The sequence below is a fragment of the Nodosilinea sp. P-1105 genome, from assembly GCF_012911975.1.
Taxonomy (GTDB): Bacteria; Cyanobacteriota; Cyanobacteriia; order Phormidesmidales; family Phormidesmidaceae; genus Nodosilinea.
In genome coordinates, this window is record NZ_SMDQ01000061.1 from 20,290 (window position 1) to 35,329 (window position 15,040).

The 15,040-nt window shown below is 50.7% G+C and carries 19 protein-coding genes and 1 pseudogene; 15 read left to right on the forward strand and 5 right to left on the reverse strand.

Annotated features, from left to right (window positions below):
* The first annotated feature begins 193 nt into the window (after positions 1-193).
* The 10 genes from glmS to E1H13_RS20540 all read left to right on the forward strand — a co-directional run bounded on the left by glmS (position 194) and on the right by E1H13_RS20540 (position 7,875).
* The gene (glmS, locus tag E1H13_RS20490) at positions 194-2,101 is read left to right on the forward strand and encodes a glutamine--fructose-6-phosphate transaminase (isomerizing) (RefSeq protein ID WP_169616138.1); all 1,908 of its coding nucleotides are present in this window, start codon (positions 194-196) and stop codon (positions 2,099-2,101) included.
* 109 nt (positions 2,102-2,210) lie between these two features.
* A complete protein-coding gene (locus tag E1H13_RS20495) occupies positions 2,211-2,876 on the forward strand; it encodes a Uma2 family endonuclease (RefSeq protein ID WP_169616140.1) in 666 nt (221 codons plus the stop codon).
* The gene (locus E1H13_RS20500) at positions 2,877-3,038 is read left to right on the forward strand and encodes a hypothetical protein (RefSeq protein ID WP_169616142.1); all 162 of its coding nucleotides are present in this window, start codon (positions 2,877-2,879) and stop codon (positions 3,036-3,038) included.
* An 18-nt stretch (positions 3,039-3,056) separates the two neighbouring features.
* The gene (locus E1H13_RS20505; protein WP_169616144.1) at positions 3,057-3,620 is read left to right on the forward strand and encodes a Uma2 family endonuclease; all 564 of its coding nucleotides are present in this window, start codon (positions 3,057-3,059) and stop codon (positions 3,618-3,620) included.
* A 120-nt stretch (positions 3,621-3,740) separates the two neighbouring features.
* Positions 3,741-4,694 (forward strand): HNH endonuclease, encoded by a 954-nt coding sequence (locus E1H13_RS20510; RefSeq protein ID WP_169616146.1) that lies wholly within the window; start codon positions 3,741-3,743, stop codon positions 4,692-4,694.
* 43 nt (positions 4,695-4,737) lie between these two features.
* Positions 4,738-5,043, forward strand: a complete 306-nt coding sequence (locus E1H13_RS20515; protein WP_169616148.1) for a nucleotidyltransferase family protein — start codon at positions 4,738-4,740, stop codon at positions 5,041-5,043.
* Complete coding sequence (locus E1H13_RS20520; RefSeq protein WP_169616150.1) at positions 5,040-5,384, forward strand: HepT-like ribonuclease domain-containing protein; 345 nt, start codon at positions 5,040-5,042, stop codon at positions 5,382-5,384. The genes E1H13_RS20515 and E1H13_RS20520 overlap by 4 nt, the downstream gene beginning before the upstream one ends.
* A 308-nt stretch (positions 5,385-5,692) precedes the next feature.
* Positions 5,693-5,920, forward strand: coding sequence for a hypothetical protein (locus E1H13_RS20530; RefSeq protein WP_169616153.1), 228 nt, complete (start codon positions 5,693-5,695; stop codon positions 5,918-5,920).
* The gene (locus E1H13_RS20535; RefSeq protein ID WP_169616155.1) at positions 5,904-6,185 is read left to right on the forward strand and encodes a type II toxin-antitoxin system RelE/ParE family toxin; all 282 of its coding nucleotides are present in this window, start codon (positions 5,904-5,906) and stop codon (positions 6,183-6,185) included. The genes E1H13_RS20530 and E1H13_RS20535 overlap by 17 nt, the downstream gene beginning before the upstream one ends.
* Positions 6,186-6,459: 274 nt before the next feature.
* Positions 6,460-7,875, forward strand: coding sequence for a hypothetical protein (locus E1H13_RS20540; RefSeq protein WP_169616157.1), 1,416 nt, complete (start codon positions 6,460-6,462; stop codon positions 7,873-7,875).
* Here the strand turns inward: E1H13_RS20540 and E1H13_RS20545 are convergent.
* A complete protein-coding gene (locus tag E1H13_RS20545; RefSeq protein ID WP_169616160.1) occupies positions 7,836-8,135 on the reverse strand; it encodes a hypothetical protein in 300 nt (99 codons plus the stop codon). The two genes, E1H13_RS20540 and E1H13_RS20545, sit on opposite strands and share 40 nt — an antisense overlap.
* Positions 8,136-8,922: 787 nt before the next feature.
* On the opposite strand from E1H13_RS20545, the gene E1H13_RS20550 reads away from it, so the two are divergent.
* Positions 8,923-9,465: a transposase gene (locus E1H13_RS20550; protein WP_169616162.1), complete on the forward strand. Its 543-nt coding sequence runs from the start codon at positions 8,923-8,925 to the stop codon at positions 9,463-9,465.
* Positions 9,466-9,535: 70 nt separating this feature from the next.
* Here the strand turns inward: E1H13_RS20550 and E1H13_RS20555 are convergent, their stop codons facing one another.
* The gene (locus E1H13_RS20555) at positions 9,536-9,772 is read right to left on the reverse strand and encodes a helix-turn-helix transcriptional regulator (protein ID WP_169616164.1); all 237 of its coding nucleotides are present in this window, start codon (positions 9,770-9,772) and stop codon (positions 9,536-9,538) included.
* A gap of 109 nt (positions 9,773-9,881) precedes the next feature.
* Between E1H13_RS20555 and E1H13_RS20560 the strand changes: the two genes are divergently transcribed.
* The 3 genes from E1H13_RS20560 to E1H13_RS20570 all read left to right on the forward strand — a co-directional run bounded on the left by E1H13_RS20560 (position 9,882) and on the right by E1H13_RS20570 (position 11,035).
* Positions 9,882-10,079, forward strand: coding sequence for a hypothetical protein (locus E1H13_RS20560; protein ID WP_240966758.1), 198 nt, complete (start codon positions 9,882-9,884; stop codon positions 10,077-10,079).
* A 319-nt stretch (positions 10,080-10,398) separates the two neighbouring features.
* Positions 10,399-10,698 (forward strand): nucleotidyltransferase domain-containing protein, encoded by a 300-nt coding sequence (locus E1H13_RS20565; RefSeq protein ID WP_169616166.1) that lies wholly within the window; start codon positions 10,399-10,401, stop codon positions 10,696-10,698.
* The gene (locus E1H13_RS20570) at positions 10,688-11,035 is read left to right on the forward strand and encodes a HepT-like ribonuclease domain-containing protein (protein ID WP_169616168.1); all 348 of its coding nucleotides are present in this window, start codon (positions 10,688-10,690) and stop codon (positions 11,033-11,035) included. The genes E1H13_RS20565 and E1H13_RS20570 overlap by 11 nt, the downstream gene beginning before the upstream one ends.
* 419 nt (positions 11,036-11,454) lie before the next feature.
* Here the strand turns inward: E1H13_RS20570 and E1H13_RS20575 are convergent.
* The 3 genes and pseudogenes from E1H13_RS20575 to E1H13_RS20585 all read right to left on the reverse strand — a co-directional run.
* Positions 11,455-11,802, reverse strand: a pseudogene (locus tag E1H13_RS20575) (aminotransferase); the annotation flags it as partial.
* A 44-nt stretch (positions 11,803-11,846) separates the two neighbouring features.
* On the reverse strand, positions 11,847-14,105 hold the full coding sequence (locus tag E1H13_RS20580; RefSeq protein ID WP_169616170.1) for a DEAD/DEAH box helicase family protein: 2,259 nt from the start codon (positions 14,103-14,105) through the stop codon (positions 11,847-11,849).
* 38 nt (positions 14,106-14,143) lie between these two features.
* On the reverse strand, positions 14,144-14,383 hold the full coding sequence (locus E1H13_RS20585; RefSeq protein WP_169616172.1) for a helix-turn-helix transcriptional regulator: 240 nt from the start codon (positions 14,381-14,383) through the stop codon (positions 14,144-14,146).
* Positions 14,384-14,532: 149 nt separating this feature from the next.
* Here E1H13_RS20585 and E1H13_RS20590 point away from each other — a divergent pair, with 149 nt between their 5' ends.
* Complete coding sequence (locus E1H13_RS20590) at positions 14,533-14,973, forward strand: hypothetical protein (protein WP_169616108.1); 441 nt, start codon at positions 14,533-14,535, stop codon at positions 14,971-14,973.
* Positions 14,974-15,040 lie beyond the last annotated feature (67 nt).

Genomic DNA, 15,040 nt, shown 5'->3' on the forward strand with positions numbered 1-15,040 from the left:
CAAATTGTCCTAGCCAAAAATATCTCATTTCCCAAGTCTTTGATGTTATTGACGTCATTGTCGACCATAAAGCTCCTTCAGCCACGGATCTCTCAACTCAGTCCACCGTGTATTCTAGTCAGCAGCTTGCCTGACAAAGACGCTACTCTAGCGTGAGTCGTTTTGCCGTTTACGGGGTTAAGGAGACAGGCCTATGTGTGGCATTGTGGGATATATCGGCACCCAAGCTGCCGCCGACATTTTAATAGAAGGGCTGCGTAAGCTGGAGTACCGGGGTTACGACTCTGCCGGAATCGCCACGGTGGAAGAGGGAGAACTGCACTGTGTGCGGGCCAAGGGCAAGCTGCAGAACCTGCAAGATAAACTCGATGGTCAAGATAACCAAGCCCGGCTGGGCATTGGCCATACCCGCTGGGCCACCCATGGCAAGCCAGAAGAGTACAACGCCCACCCCCACCGAGATACCCATGGGCGAATTGCGGTGGTGCAAAACGGCATTATTGAAAACTACCGGGAATTGCGCGATCGCCTCAAAGCCGAGGGGCATCAATTTGTCTCTGACACCGATACGGAGGTGGTGCCCCACCTGGTGGCGTCCTACCTGGCTAAGCTGACCGCAGAGGAGCCCCAGGGGCGCTCTCGGCTTCTAGAAGCCGTCCGCCTTTCCTGCCTAGATCTGCATGGCGCTTTTGCCCTGGGGATTATTTCCGCCGACTTCCCGGATGAGCTGGTGGTGGTGCGCCAGCAGGCCCCCCTGGTGATTGGCTTTGGTCAGGGGGAATTTTTCTGCGCCAGCGATACCCCCGCCATTGTGCCCCACACCCGGGCGGTGTTGCCCATGGAAAATGGCGAGCTAGCCAGTCTAACCCCCCTGGGGGTGGAGGTGTACAGCTTTGAGGGCACTCGCCAGCGCAAGCACCCGATCACCCTGAACTGGAACCCAATCATGGTGGAAAAGCAGGGGTTCAAGCACTTCATGCTCAAGGAGATCTACGAGCAGCCCGGGGTGGTGCGCACCTGCCTGGAAACCTACATTGACAACAGCTGGACCGCCGCCGCCCCCGCCACCGCAACCCCCCCCATTAGCCTGGGCCTGCCCGACGAGCTGATCGATGGCCTGGAGCACCTGCAAATTGTGGCCTGTGGCACCAGTTGGCATGCGGCCCTGGTGGGCAAGTACCTGATTGAAGCCCTGGCTGGGTTACCAGTGATGGTGCAGTATGCCTCCGAGTTTCGCTATTCCCCCACCCCCCTGATTCCCAATACCCTGACCATTGGCGTTACCCAGTCGGGGGAAACCGCCGATACCCTGGCCGCCCTGGAGATGGAGCAGGGACGGCGGCTGGCCCAAGCCGATCCTCGCTTTGCCCCCCGCATGGTGGGCATTACCAACCGACCCGAGAGTTCCCTGGCTCGGTTAGTACCCCACATCATTGACACCCACGCTGGCATTGAAATTGGGGTGGCAGCCACCAAGACCTTCACGGCCCAGGTGATGGCTTTTTACCTGCTGGCCCTGGATCTGGCCTACCGTCGCCAGACCCAAACCCCAGAGCGCATCGAAGACATTTTGACCCAGCTGCACCAACTCCCTGCCTACATTGAGCAGGTGCTGGAAAGTCAGGAGCGCTACATTGAAGACTTGGCCCACGAGTTTGGCGATACCCAGGACTTTATCTACCTGGGCCGGGGGGTCAATTTCCCCATTGCCCTGGAAGGGGCCTTGAAGCTCAAAGAAATTAGCTATATCCATGCGGAGGGATATCCCGCTGGGGAAATGAAGCATGGGCCGATCGCCCTGCTGGATGCCAAGGTGCCGGTGGTGGCGATCGCCATGCCGGGCAGTGTTTACGACAAGGTGCTATCCAATGCCCAGGAGGCGAAAGCCCGGGATGCCCAGCTGATTGGCGTGGTGCCGATGAACGATACGGACGCCGAAGACACCTTCGATCGGCTGCTGCCGGTGCCGGTGGTGGAGGAGTTGTTGTCGCCGATTGTGGCGGTGATTCCGCTGCAATTGCTGGCGTACCACATCGCGGCCCGGCGGGGGTTAGATGTGGACCAGCCCCGCAACCTGGCGAAGAGTGTGACGGTGGAGTAGGCAGGGGCCTTTACGGGTTCAGGCCATTCCGGGCTATGGGGCGTAGGGACGGGGTGGGATAGCAAGGTGATTAAAATGGATGCAGGCGTAGATGGCAGTGGGTAATGCCATGGTTAGCACAACCCCAGAATCCCAATCGATTCAGTTCGATGAATGGGTGATGGCCTCATGGGCTGAGTATTTAGGGCGGCTAGAGTCTTCCACAGCAGAGGGCTCTCGCTGTTATTTTGATTCGGGTTGGATGAGGCTAGAAATGTCGCCCCTGGGTGCCTTACACGGACGGGAAAACTCGATTGTTTCAACCCTGGTGGTGCTATTTACCACCCTCAAGGGGATGCGCATGGTAGAGCTGACCAATACCACGTTTCGCAAACCGGGCTTACAAGATGCCCAGCCTGACATTGCCTTTTATTTGGGTCAGGGGTTTAGCCTGCCACCGCAGGACAACAGCCCAATTGATGTGCTCGAATATGGAGCGCCCCAGCTCGTGGTCGAAATTGCCTCAACCACATTAGATGATGATTTGGGCAAAAAACGTTTACTCTATGAGCGCTTAGGCAGTGCGGAATATTGGGTTGTGGATGTGCAGGCGGCCCAGGTGATTGCTTTTGAAATCGCGGAGGAGCGCAGTGGACAGGTTTTAGCGTCTAAGGTGTTGCCGGGGTTGGAGATGCATACGTTAGAAGCGGCTTTGATTCGTTCTCGCACTGAGGACGATGCCACCATCACCCGTTGGCTATTGGAGCTGTTTAGCCATAATCCTCAGGGAGGCTAGATGGTCGTTGCACTGACAACGGTTAAGAAGATGGAGTTGGTGGTGTTTACTGAGCCTGGGGCGAATGGCTACCGGCAGCAACAGACCTTTACTCAAGGACAGGTTTACCCGGTGGCGTTTGCCGATGTTGGCTTTGCCGTCGATTATTTTGTTCGTCGCTAACTGGGGGGTGACTGGACGATGGTGACAACTAAACTCTCTCTGGCTGATTACCTGAGCCTTGAGGATGGCCCCGAGGGCCGTTGCGAATTTGTGGATGGGGAAATCATTGAAATGCCGCCAGAGAGTGAAGAAAATGTACTGATTGCCAGGTATTTGATGGCCCAGTTTTTGCAGCTTATTTCCTTTGAGCGGGTGCGGCGAAACGAGACAGAAATTATTGTGGCGGGTCGGGCGCGTTTGCCGGACTTAATGATTATCGGTGAAGACCTGGTGGCCGCTCTGGCGGGGAATCGCCGCAGCACGATTACAGAAGAGATGCCTGCACCGCTGTTGGTGGTGGAGGTGGTGTCGCCGGGGAAGGAGAATGAAGACCGCGATTATCGCTATAAACGCTCGGAATATGCGGCTCGGGGGATTGCTGAATATTGGATAGTTGACCCCGATAAGGCCAGGGTAACGGTTTTGACCCTGGTGGATGGATTGTACGAGGCGGAGGCGTTAGGAGTAGATGGGGTGCTGCGATCGCCCCAGTTTCCGGGGTTGGAGTTGTCGGTGGCTCAGGTTTTGTCGCCAAAGGGGTGATGACCTGTAACGGAAATTTCAAAAACCGATGAATTTCAAGACTCCCCAGGCTACCTTAGAGAGGCCTACGCCCTCTATGGGGACGGGCTGACCGATGTCTGATGTTTATGGCCCAGGGGTTTGACCAAAGACCTGACCTACTACGCTAAGAGGTTCGTTAAGCTGCGGGTTGACCGGGCCAAGGGCGTTGCTCCCCATAAACCGATCTTGCTACTGGCGGTGCTGGATCTGTTGGGAAAGGAGCAGATCCACCGCAACGAGATTTACCTGTCGCCGGAACTGACGGCAAACTTTCTCAAGTTCTGGCATCGGTTTGTGGCCAGCGATCACCACTCGAATATTGCCCTGCCGTTTTTTCACCTAACTGGCGATAACTTCTGGCACCTGATGCCGAACCCTGGGTTTGAGGCCGCGATCGCGGCTCGGGTGAAGTTTCGTACGCTGCCTGTTCTACGAGCGGCGGTGAAGTATGCCTACCTGGATGGGGAACTGTTTGCCCTGCTGCAAACCCCCCAAACCCGCACGGAGCTGACCACGATTCTGATTCAAGCGTGGTTTCCTGAAAAGGCGGGGGAGATTGCCGAGTCGTTTACCTATGATGAGTTTGAAGCGGTGCAACAAAGCCTGTTGGACTCGGGTGGGGCCACTTACAATGTGGAGGATCTGAAGGACCAGGATCAGATCTTTGTGCGGAATGCGGCGTTTCGGCGCAATGTGGTGAAGCTATACGACCAGCGCTGCGCGTTTTGCAAACTGCGGGTGGTGAGCTGGGATGGGGCGAATATTGTAGATGGAGCCCATATTCAGCCGTTTGCAGAGTTTCGGGACGATCGCTTTGTGAACGGGCTGGCCCTCTGCAAGAACCACCACTGGGCCTTTGATCGCGGTTGGTTTGGGGTGGATGACGATTACCGGATTGTGATTCCCTGGGCACGTTTTAAGGAAGAGGCTGCGGTGGGAAGTCGAGGGATGATGCAGTTTCGAGGGGAGCGGATTGAGTTACCGAGGGAGGAGAGGTTTATGCCGAGTTTGGAGGGGTTGAGGTGGCATCGGGAGAGGTGGGAGATAGGATAGTGAGTGTTACTGAACGGGAATGGACCGCATTACTAGAGAGAGAATGGTACTCGATACAGCGCTGCTGAATGAGCGAGTGAATACTCAACGGAACAGCATTCTTGATATTGCTGAGCGTTATGGAGCGTACAACGTGCGGGTGTTTGGGTCAGTTGCCCGTGGGGAAAGCCACCAGGCCAGTGATGTCGATTTTTTGGTGGAGATGCAGCCAGGGCATAGTCTGTTAGATCGCATTGCCCTAAAGCAAGATTTGGAAGATTTGCTGGGATGTCGGGTCGATGTGGCAACCCCTAGGACGCTGCATGAATGCATTAAAGACCAGGTTTTGCAGGATGCCAGGCCACTATGAACGTAGATCGCCTTTACCTGAGTAATATCGTGGAGTGTATTAGCCAAATTGAGCAATATGTAGTGGATGGAAGGGAAGAGTTTTTTCGTAACCGAATGGTTCAGGATGCGGTGATTCGTAATTTTGAGGTAATAGGTGAAGCGGTGAAACGCCTCTCGATGGAATTAAGGCAAGAAAATGGCGATATACCCTGGCGACAAATGGCAGGGTTCAGAGACATACTTATCCATGATTATTTGCGGGTGGATGTGGCTGAGGTTTGGGTGGTGGTTGAGCAAGATTTGCCAGTGCTGAAACCCAGATTGTTTGAGTTGTTAGAGCAAGTTAATGACCCCATATGAATGGGCTGGTCTTATGCAAAAATCACCACAGGGCGTTTGACAACGGGTGGTTTGGGGTGGATGACGATTACCGGATTGTGATTCCCTGGGCACGTTTTAAGGAGGGGGCTGCGGTGGAAAGTCGAGGAATGATGCAGTTTCAAGGGGAGCGGCTTGAGTTACCGAGGGAGGAAAGGTTTATGCCGAGCTTGGAGGGATTGAGGTGGCATCGGGAGAGGTGGGAGGTTGGGTAAAGATATTGAGGTTTGTCAGTGCCCGCCTTAGGGTTACTGGATTACGATAGAAGGCAAAGTATCAGGATTATCTAGATGAAATCTACAGAGGCTTTAAATTCCGAAACATTGAAGGCATTGATCAAGGAAAGCCTGCGAGAGGTTTTGCGGGAAGAACGGTTAAACCTGTGTAAGCTCCTGATGCCCTTTGTGAGCGATGAGGAACAAGCTGAGATAGACGCTCAGGTTGGTTCTCCAAAGGATCTCGATGCTTCTGAAACTGTTGATTTAACTGACTGGGTGAAGCATGGAGGTCCGATTTAGCAAGAAGGCTGTCAAGTTTCTAAAGAAACTCGATGCTCAATCTGCCGAGAAAGTCCGCCAGAAGATTCTTCAACTCCAGTCTATGCTCGAAACCGAAGGGGTAATTCCATTTACAGAGCTAGATATCAAAAAGTTGAAGGGTCAATGGGATGGGTACTTTCGACTTCGAGTTGGTCAAATTCGCGTCATTTTCACCGTAGTTAACAGTGAGATTGAGATTTTACTCATTCAAGATATTGGCTTTAGAGGAGGTATCTACAATTAAAAAACTGGCTGTTTAAGGCTAAATACTGACTACGCTGGTTTGGGGTGGATGATGATTATCGCATTGTGATTCTCTGGCAGCGCTTTAAGGATGAGGCTGCGGTGGGAAGTCGAGGGATGATGCAGTTTCAAGGGGAGCGGCTTGAGTCACCGAGGGAGGAAAGGTTTATGCCGAGTTTGGAGGGATTGAGGTGGCATAGGGAGAGGCGGAGTATTGGATAAGTAATAATGACTTAACGATAGGCATTCTTTCTCATTAATTAGAACAGATTTTATTGAGCAAGAATCCTGCCACTAAAGAAGCAAAAAATACAGCAATAGACACGCCCATGTTACTCATAAAATTCATTAAATTGTTAACAGAAACGGAAATCGACCTCTTAAGAATAAAGGAATTAGAGATTAATGCAACTGAACGAGTGACCAGAAAACTGGTCACCTGCGGAGTGTTCAATGCTAATTCATGCGAAGAGGATACATTCAAGAATCATTATAAAAAATATATTTCATTTTCAAATAAATTGAATTCTTGCGTTAGCAATTTGACTTTTTTGATTTTCTTTCTGTCTGTTCTGGCTCTCTTTCTTTACATGCATAGCCTAACATATTTCTTGTATCAACAAGGCATTCGACTAGGAACTCAGGTCGTATACACAGATAGTTTTGTTGGTAATCATGAAATCATTTGGGGCATAGTATTTTTAATGTTGTGTTTCTACATTCTGTGGAGCCTCTTCATTAAAGAAATCATCTATTTTATTGACTCGAAAGAACAAGAATATGATAAGCGGGAGGCTGATTATCAAACGAAAAATAGAGATTCGGAATCCGCTGGAAGAAAGCTTGCAAGAATATTAATAGCTCTTTCTTTGACTTCTCTTTTTCTTGCTGCATGGGGAATCTGGACAGCGTTGTCTACTTATCCTTCATCCCCTGGCCGTCTTTATGTTTTCGCTGGAGCAATAGGAATATTCATTCTTGTTGGACTTTCTCTTTCCATATTATTCGGAATTCCTTTAAACGCCTTTGCTGAATTAACCTTAAAAAGAAGTATCCCAGACTCAATTATTGTGTCGGAACTAGGAAGATTAATATTATTTCTTGATGGTGAGTCCTTGCCTTCACAAAAGCTTGAAAGTATTGCTGTCAAGAACGATGTCATAGAATCATTAGAGAAAATAGCTGCCTGTTTTTCAAGGTTTCTACCGCGAAAAATTCGCGTTAATGATGCTCGGGAGAAAGCGTTGATTGAAAGAGAGTTTAAAAGTATAGCCAATGGGTTTCAGGTATTGCAAATGTGGCTCTATACCCCTATGCCTGACACCGGAGAAGCTCTTACTGTAAGACTAAAAACTGACCTTAGGAATATCCTACAAGGTAACTATCATGACTTACCTAGGACTGATCGACTTCCCAGGGCTGACATTCCTGCTAAAGATTTTTTGGTAAGTCAAGCTAGCCAGTGGATAAATCTGCTACTTAAGATGTCCCTGCCATTTATATTACTTTGGATTCTTGATCTGAGTCCAATAGGAATTCCGCCAAATTCTATGGATTACTTATTGTTGGGATCTTTTACCTTTTCAGTGCTATTTTTTGTTGTTGAGATAGATCCTCAATTTGGCGAAAAGCTCACATTTATTAAGGGCATTCAGGATCTTTTAAATACCAGGAAAGATGATAGTAAGTAGGTTGGGTGCAGCGAAGCGGAACCCAACACCCCAAGCCCTTGGCAAAGCCTAACATTCTCAACCATCAAAGCCCCATTCCCAAGATGCACTACCGCCGTGCAACCACCCCAGGAGCCACCTACTTTTTTACCGTTGTTACCCACCAGCGGCAACCCATCTTCCAAAATACCTGAGCCATCCACCATCTCCGCCATGCTTTTCATACCGTCAAAATCGAAAAGCCCTTCACCATTGATGCCATCATCATCCTGCCCGATCATCTCTATACCCTCCGGACATTACCCAAAGGCGACGCCGACTTTTCCTCTCGCTTGCAACGCATCAAAGCCAAACTTAGCCGCAAATGCCCCATCGAATTCAAACAGCCTGCTCCAACATCTCGACAACACAAAGGTGAATTAGCGATTTGGCAACGACGGTTTTGGGAACATCAAATTCGCAACGAAACTGATCTGAGTCAGCATATTGAATATATCCATTACAACATCAAACCCACGTTTTTAGGTGGTTTCAGGAGCGCATTTTGGAAATTCCTTAGCCAATGTTAGGTTGGGGAACTGGTCTCTAAAGAGGTGATGAATGCCTGAAGTGCCTATCTTACAAAGGTTTGGCCTAACGTGCCGAGAATAGCGCAAAACCCTTGTTCAGCAAGGCTTCTGAGGGGTCATCGCCGACTAACAGTCCAGTGCCATTTTTCTAACTAAGCTGGCCTGTGTTGATATTGTAGCAACTTAGAATGCTGCCTGTACTAGTTTTCAGGTAAAGAGTACCTAACTTGATATCGGAGTGCATCTTCGACGGTCTCTCATAACGTTGACCGCTAGATTCACAAAAAGATTTGTAGGCATTGTGGGCTTTTTCAAAATCGTCCATTAGGACACCTCAAGAAATATTACATCTTTAAATTTATCCTACTTGAGCTTTTTCTCAACTGTAAGTAGCTATAGAGTGAACGTAGGTTGGGTGGAGCGCCAGCGGAACTCAACATCGCTGATAGTTCACCCACCCAACAACCTACCCTAAGCGCATGCAACTTTCCACCATCTCATGTACTACCGCCGCGTCAAAACCCCAGGGGCAACCTACTTTTTCACCGTCGTTACTTACAATCGACAACCGTTATTTCTCAGCGACTACACTATAGCCTTACTCCGTCAAGCCTTCAACACCGTCAAAACAGAATCTCCATTTATAATTGACGCCATTGTCATTCTGCCTGATCACCTCCACAGCATTTGGACCCTACCCGACGCCGCCGCCGATTATTCATCCCGATGGAGACACATCAAAGCCCGGTTTAGCCTGCGGTGTCCACAAGCCTACAAACAAAGCCAAAACCTTTCTCGCCAACGTAAAGGCGAACAAGCCATCTGGCAGCGACGGTTTTGGGAACATCAAATTCGCAACGAAGCCGACTTTAGCCAGCATGTGGATTATATTCACTACAACCCTGTAAAACATGGCCTGGTCAGAGCACCTATGGATTGGCCCTATTCCAGCTTTCATCGCTATATCAAAGATGGGGCATATCCGGCAGATTGGGGGGCGAGTGGAGCGATTGAGTTTGATGAGAAGATTGGGCGAGAGTAGAGGGGCGTGGGTTGGGGGTGTTGGGTTCCGCTTCGCTGCACCCAACCTACGGTGGATTAGACTTATCGGATTAGAGGTCTTTTACTTCATCTAGTAAGTAGCGCTCAACAAAGGCTTTTGCGGCTGAAGGGTTGAGGCCTTTGAGGGCTCTGACAATGTCCACAATAGTCTCCCCCGACGGGTCGCTTTTCTCATTCGCCCATCGGTAGACGCTATTACGCTCAATATTGAGAGCCATAGCAAGGCTGTACTGACTCACCTCATACTCCTCAAGCACTTGCCTGAGTACCTGTCCTGCTTTTCCCATGACCTCATGGTGTCAGAGGAGATTGACTGAGTAAACAACAAATCAGTTGACGACAACAAATTAGTTGACGATGATGCTGTCATCGAATCTGTTGACGTCAAAAGCTATCATGCAAACCAAAGCCTTCCTTGCTTCCCCTGACCAGTCCACCCAAGCCTCTGGGCCAGTCCACCTCGAACTCACCCTCAAACTCCACAGCTATCCCCACCCAGATCGCGAACCCGTCAAAATTCTCGTCATCGGCTCCAAGCAGTCCGTCAGCGCCATTGTCGTTGCCCTGCACCAGCTCGGCTTTGCCGAAATCTAAAGCCCTCCGGGCATGCGCTTGCGCGTAGCGAGTGGACAGACTTCCTCGGCGCCCCCAACGCCGACCGCCCCCTCCAGTTTCTAGTTTGGCCCTGATGAGGTGATGTAGACGCGGAGCGGCTTCCCGAAGAGTAGGCATTGGTGAGGTATTTGCCCAGGGAGTAAGGGGTGGTGGGGTGGTGAGGGTGGTGGGGTGGTGAGGGAATGAAGGGTGGTGCAGGGTTTGTATCGGGTGCTGCCTGAACCAGAGAGAGTAGGTAGAATGAGCTGAGATGAGCTGTGCTGCGAGGAAACGGGTTGTGGAGACCGGGGCCATAGAGATGGTAAAGACCAAACAGGCCGAAATCGCTGAGCTGTGCCGCCGCAACCAGGTTGCCCAACTCGATTTATTTGGTTCGGCTACTCGATCAACCTTCAATGCCCAGACCAGCGACTTTGATTTTCTCGTAGCCTTCGCCATCCAATCCCCCGATGGGGCTGCCAATCGCTTTTTTAGCCTCAAGCAGGGCCTTAGCGATTTGTTGGGGCGCACGGTCGATTTAGTCGATCTGAACGCCATCAAAAATCCTTACTTTTTAAAAGTTATCGCTCCTGACCGGCTGACCGTCTATGGATCTTGAACTGCTACGGTATCTGTACGACATTCAGCAGGCTGGAGAGTTGATTCAAACCTTTACCGCTGCCCATACTTTTGACAGCTACCGAGCCGACGTAATGGTGCGCTCAGCCGTCGAGCGACAGTTCATCACCATTGGAGAAGCGTTGAATCAGGCTATGCGGCGATCGCCTGATCTGGAGCGCCAAATAGCCGAAGCCCGCAAAATCGTAGACTTTCGCAATCTTCTGACCCACAGCTATGGAGCTGTCTCTGACGCTGTGGTCTGGGATATCATTCAGACCAGTCTTTCCAGGCTTATTAGCGATATTGATGCTCTAATGGAATCTGCCGATGGTTAGCAGGGCTGGCATTGCCCGGCCTATGGCATTTCGTTGAGAAGATAGCCTTCGATAAAGGCTTTAGCGGCTTCAGCTACCCCCACCCCGATGGTCAAAGACCGACCCTAGGGGGTCACGCGAACCCGTCAAAATCCTCGTCATCGGCACCAAACGCTCCGCCAGCTCCGTCGTCGTCGCCCTCCATCAGCTCGGCTTTGCCGAAATCTAAAGCCCTCCGGGCATGCGCTTGCGCGTAGCGAGTGGACCGACTTCCTCAGCGCCCCCAACGCCGTTGGTCAAGAACCGGCCCCTAAGGGCCATCGCCCCCTTCAGTTTGGCCCCGATGAGGTGATGTAGACGCGGAGCGGCTTCCCGAAGGGTAGGCGTTGGTTAAGTATTTGCCACGGATTGAGGGCTGAACGACTTGTTCCTAGGCCGCATCAAGCCATTACCTGCTTAATGGCTTGGATAGCTTGAATCAGAATTTCGGCGGCTTGATGAACGTCATCGTCGGTAGAGAACTTGCCTAGGCCAATTCTGAGGGCACCTTCAACAATTGGCTCTGCCAGCCCCATCGCCCTGAGCACATGGGATGGGGCTTCAACGCCTGAGGAACAGGCGGAGCCGGTGGAAATGGCCAGTTTGTGGCGCACCCTGGCGATGACGGCGCTGTTGGGAATGCCGGGGATAGAGATGTGCAGGTTACCGGCTAGACGGTTGTGCGGGTCGCCGTTGATCACTAGGTCGGGGATTTGGGCTTGGAGGAAGGATTGGAGGCGATCGCGCTTTTGCCCAATCTCAATTGTCAAGGTTTAAGAAGTGGCGGGTAAGGTTAACCAGTAAGGCGATCGTAGTACAGGTCTAGGGCGGTTTGGGCCAGTTGTGCCAGGGTGACCCGGTCTGCATCGCTAAGCTGCCGCCACAGCATAGGGTCGAATTTAAGCTGGGTCAGTTCTTTTTGCCGCCGCACAAATTTTCGCCGCTCGAATTTTTCGAAGGGCATGGCCAACATAATGCGTTCAATGTCGCTGTCGGTAAGATCGGTAATGTGAGCCAGGCGACTGGTAGACTGCTCTACGATTTGGCCATTTTCTAAGCGTTGCAGGTAGAAGTGCTTGAAGAACCGCACCAGGTCAGGAATAGTGACTTGTCCCTTATCATTAGCCAGTTCTAGCAAACCAAGGAGTAGCACCGGCTTATAGGAGTAACGTCGATCCATTTGCTCAACGAACTCAAAAAATTTGGCTTTGATGTTTGTCTTGGTAATAGGCTCAATGTTGAACTGCTGACGGATCTCGTCGAGGCGATCTTTTTTGAAGTAGTGGTAAACGCGATCGCCCACCGGAATCGTATGATCAGGCCGGAGTTTATTGCCTTCCACCCAACGACGGACTACGCTTTCACCAATCCCTAATTCGGCCTCCAGTTCGCTGGCCTGATACATATCCTGAACTTCATCTTGCCAGCGAAAGATATCAATCACCTCATATTTTTCTGCCCAGAGGTGCAAACCTAGAATGGCAGCTGGCTTCTCCCCTCTGGCAAACTGTTCTGCCTCATGGTCAAGGGCTTCTTTGGGAGCTGCCACCAGGGCACCAGGGCGATAGTGAGGCTTTTTGAACAGGCGATGGGCACTCATGGCCTGGGCATAGCGACTGGTGTTGTCGATAAAGTCGAACACCAGCAGGCAATCTTTACCAGGAGCTTTGCGGGTGCCCCGTCCCAGTTGTTGTACATAGACCACCTTACTCAGGGTGGGTCGTGCCATCAGCAACACTTCAGTTTCAGGAGAGTCCCATCCTTCATTAAGAATGTCGCAGGCACAAAGGACGAGAATATCCCCAGCCCGGTAGGCATCTAAAATCTGCTGTCGCTGCTGTTCGCCCATCCGCCCTGATACATGCGCTGCCTTGATGCCCTGCTGATTGAAAGCACTGGCCATGCTTTCAGAATGATCGACATTGATGCAAAAGCAAACCGCACGTTTGGCCGGGGTGTGGGTGCGGTAAGTCTCGACAATGAGGCGATCGCGATCAGGAATTTTCAGCGCCTCTCCCAGATCTCGGGCGCGATAGTCTACCCCGTTATAGCGAAGCTTACTAAGGTCAATATTGGTCTTAACTCGCACACAACGAATGGGAACTAATAATTCTCGCTCGATGGCCTCTTCAAGTTCTAATCGATGGGCACAGTTTTGGAAAATCTCAATTAATGATTGTCCATCGTGACGATCTGGGGTAGCCGTTAACCCAAGAATAAACTTAGCCCGAAAATAGCTGATCACTTTTCGGTAGGTTTCTGCGGCGGCATGGTGACTCTCGTCAATAACGATATAACCAAATTCTCGCTGGTCAAATAAATCTAATGCACCGGAAAGAGTCTGTACTGTGGAAAGCACAACATGGGTATTGGGCTTGCCTTGTTTTTTTTGAAAAATAGCCGAGTCTACCTCTGGCCAGAGTTCGCTGAATCGTTCCTGGGTTTGGGTTAGCAGGGTACGACGATGGGCCAGGTAAAGCGTTCTGAGACCAAGTCTTTTGGCATCGGCGATCGCTACATGGGTTTTGCCCGTACCCGTGGCATGAGTCAATAATGTAATTGTTTTGCCTTGGCTTCTTAGGGTTTCGAGTTGCTGAACAGCATCCAGTTGATGTTCTCGTAAAGAAATCTCCCCGGCTTCTTGTTTGGGTAAAAATCCATCCAAAGTACCAGCGGTAATCTCTTTTTCTAGAAATAGCTCAAGCTGCTGCTGGATGCGATCGCGTTCCTGAGCAAGTTGCACATCTGTCCAGCGATAAACTCGCCAACCTTGAAAAATCAGGCTATTCTGCCGCAAAAGCTGATCGCGATAGTCTGGGTAGTCAACCATAGCCCCATCTGGAGCGTGCCAGGCTTCACCGTCAACCTCAAAAGCATACTTATCTAGTCGTGAAATAAAAGCAAAGTCAATGAAGCGGCCCCCATCATATATATCGATGAAAGGATATTGAGGGATCAAAAGCTGGGTACGCTCGAATCCCAACACCTCTTGAAAGATATCGACAAACAGATCTTCGCTAGAACTACTCTCTGCCGCCCGGTTGTCATCCATAGGTTGAGGGATTGATGATAGTCTCATACTCCCTCAGGTTATTCTCCCTGAGAGCTAAAGTCATCGGGAAGTTCATCCAGCGTTACACCCAAAGCTTTACAGAGGGTCTTTACCTGAGGGATAGTCAAACTCGCGATGCTCATGCCTCGTTCCCAGTTGCTTACCGTCTTACCACTCACCCCAATGGCCCTGGCCAAACCTTCTTGGGAGAGACCGGCTTGCTCTCTCAGTTGCTTGAGGGTGGATTGGGGGGATGGTTCAGACTGGATTGACGACATTAGAAATTAATTTCTAGAAACAGGGGTTGACAAAGGCACTTCTTTTCTAGAAACTGGTTTCTAGTCTTGTTCTAGAGCAGGCTAAAACTTTGGGAAGGCACTCTATCCAGTGTCTCACCTAGTTTTCACCTGATTCAAATTATTCCACTATGAGTGTCAGTCCATTCGATGTCTGGGCGATTGTTCGTCAGCTTCCAGACATGCAAAATGCTGTTGTCAGTCGATTTCGCCGTCGGTCAGACGCTGAAGCATGTTTGCGTCTCTACCGCCGTCACATGCCTCACTGGAACTATTTGCTCATTTATGCCCCAAAAGATCAAGATTTAGGAGTGCTTATGGACGCTATACCCCAAGATTGGGCCATGTATACCGAAGAAGGTAACGCTGAAGTTGCCAAAATGATGCAAGGTATTCGTAAGGCGTTGCATCATCAACCCTTGCCCCAGGTGCGGGAACTGCTGCGACGTAAACTTGAAGCGGTATCCAACACATATCCTGAAATTTACGATACTGATGTGCGTCAGACCATCGCGTTCCGTCTTACGGGCTGGGCCTGCCAGGTGCATGAGTTGCCGACATCTATTAGATGACAATTACTTTGGCGGGTGACGACAACTATTTTGGCGGGTAGTACAGCGCTAGGAATAGCCGACGTCA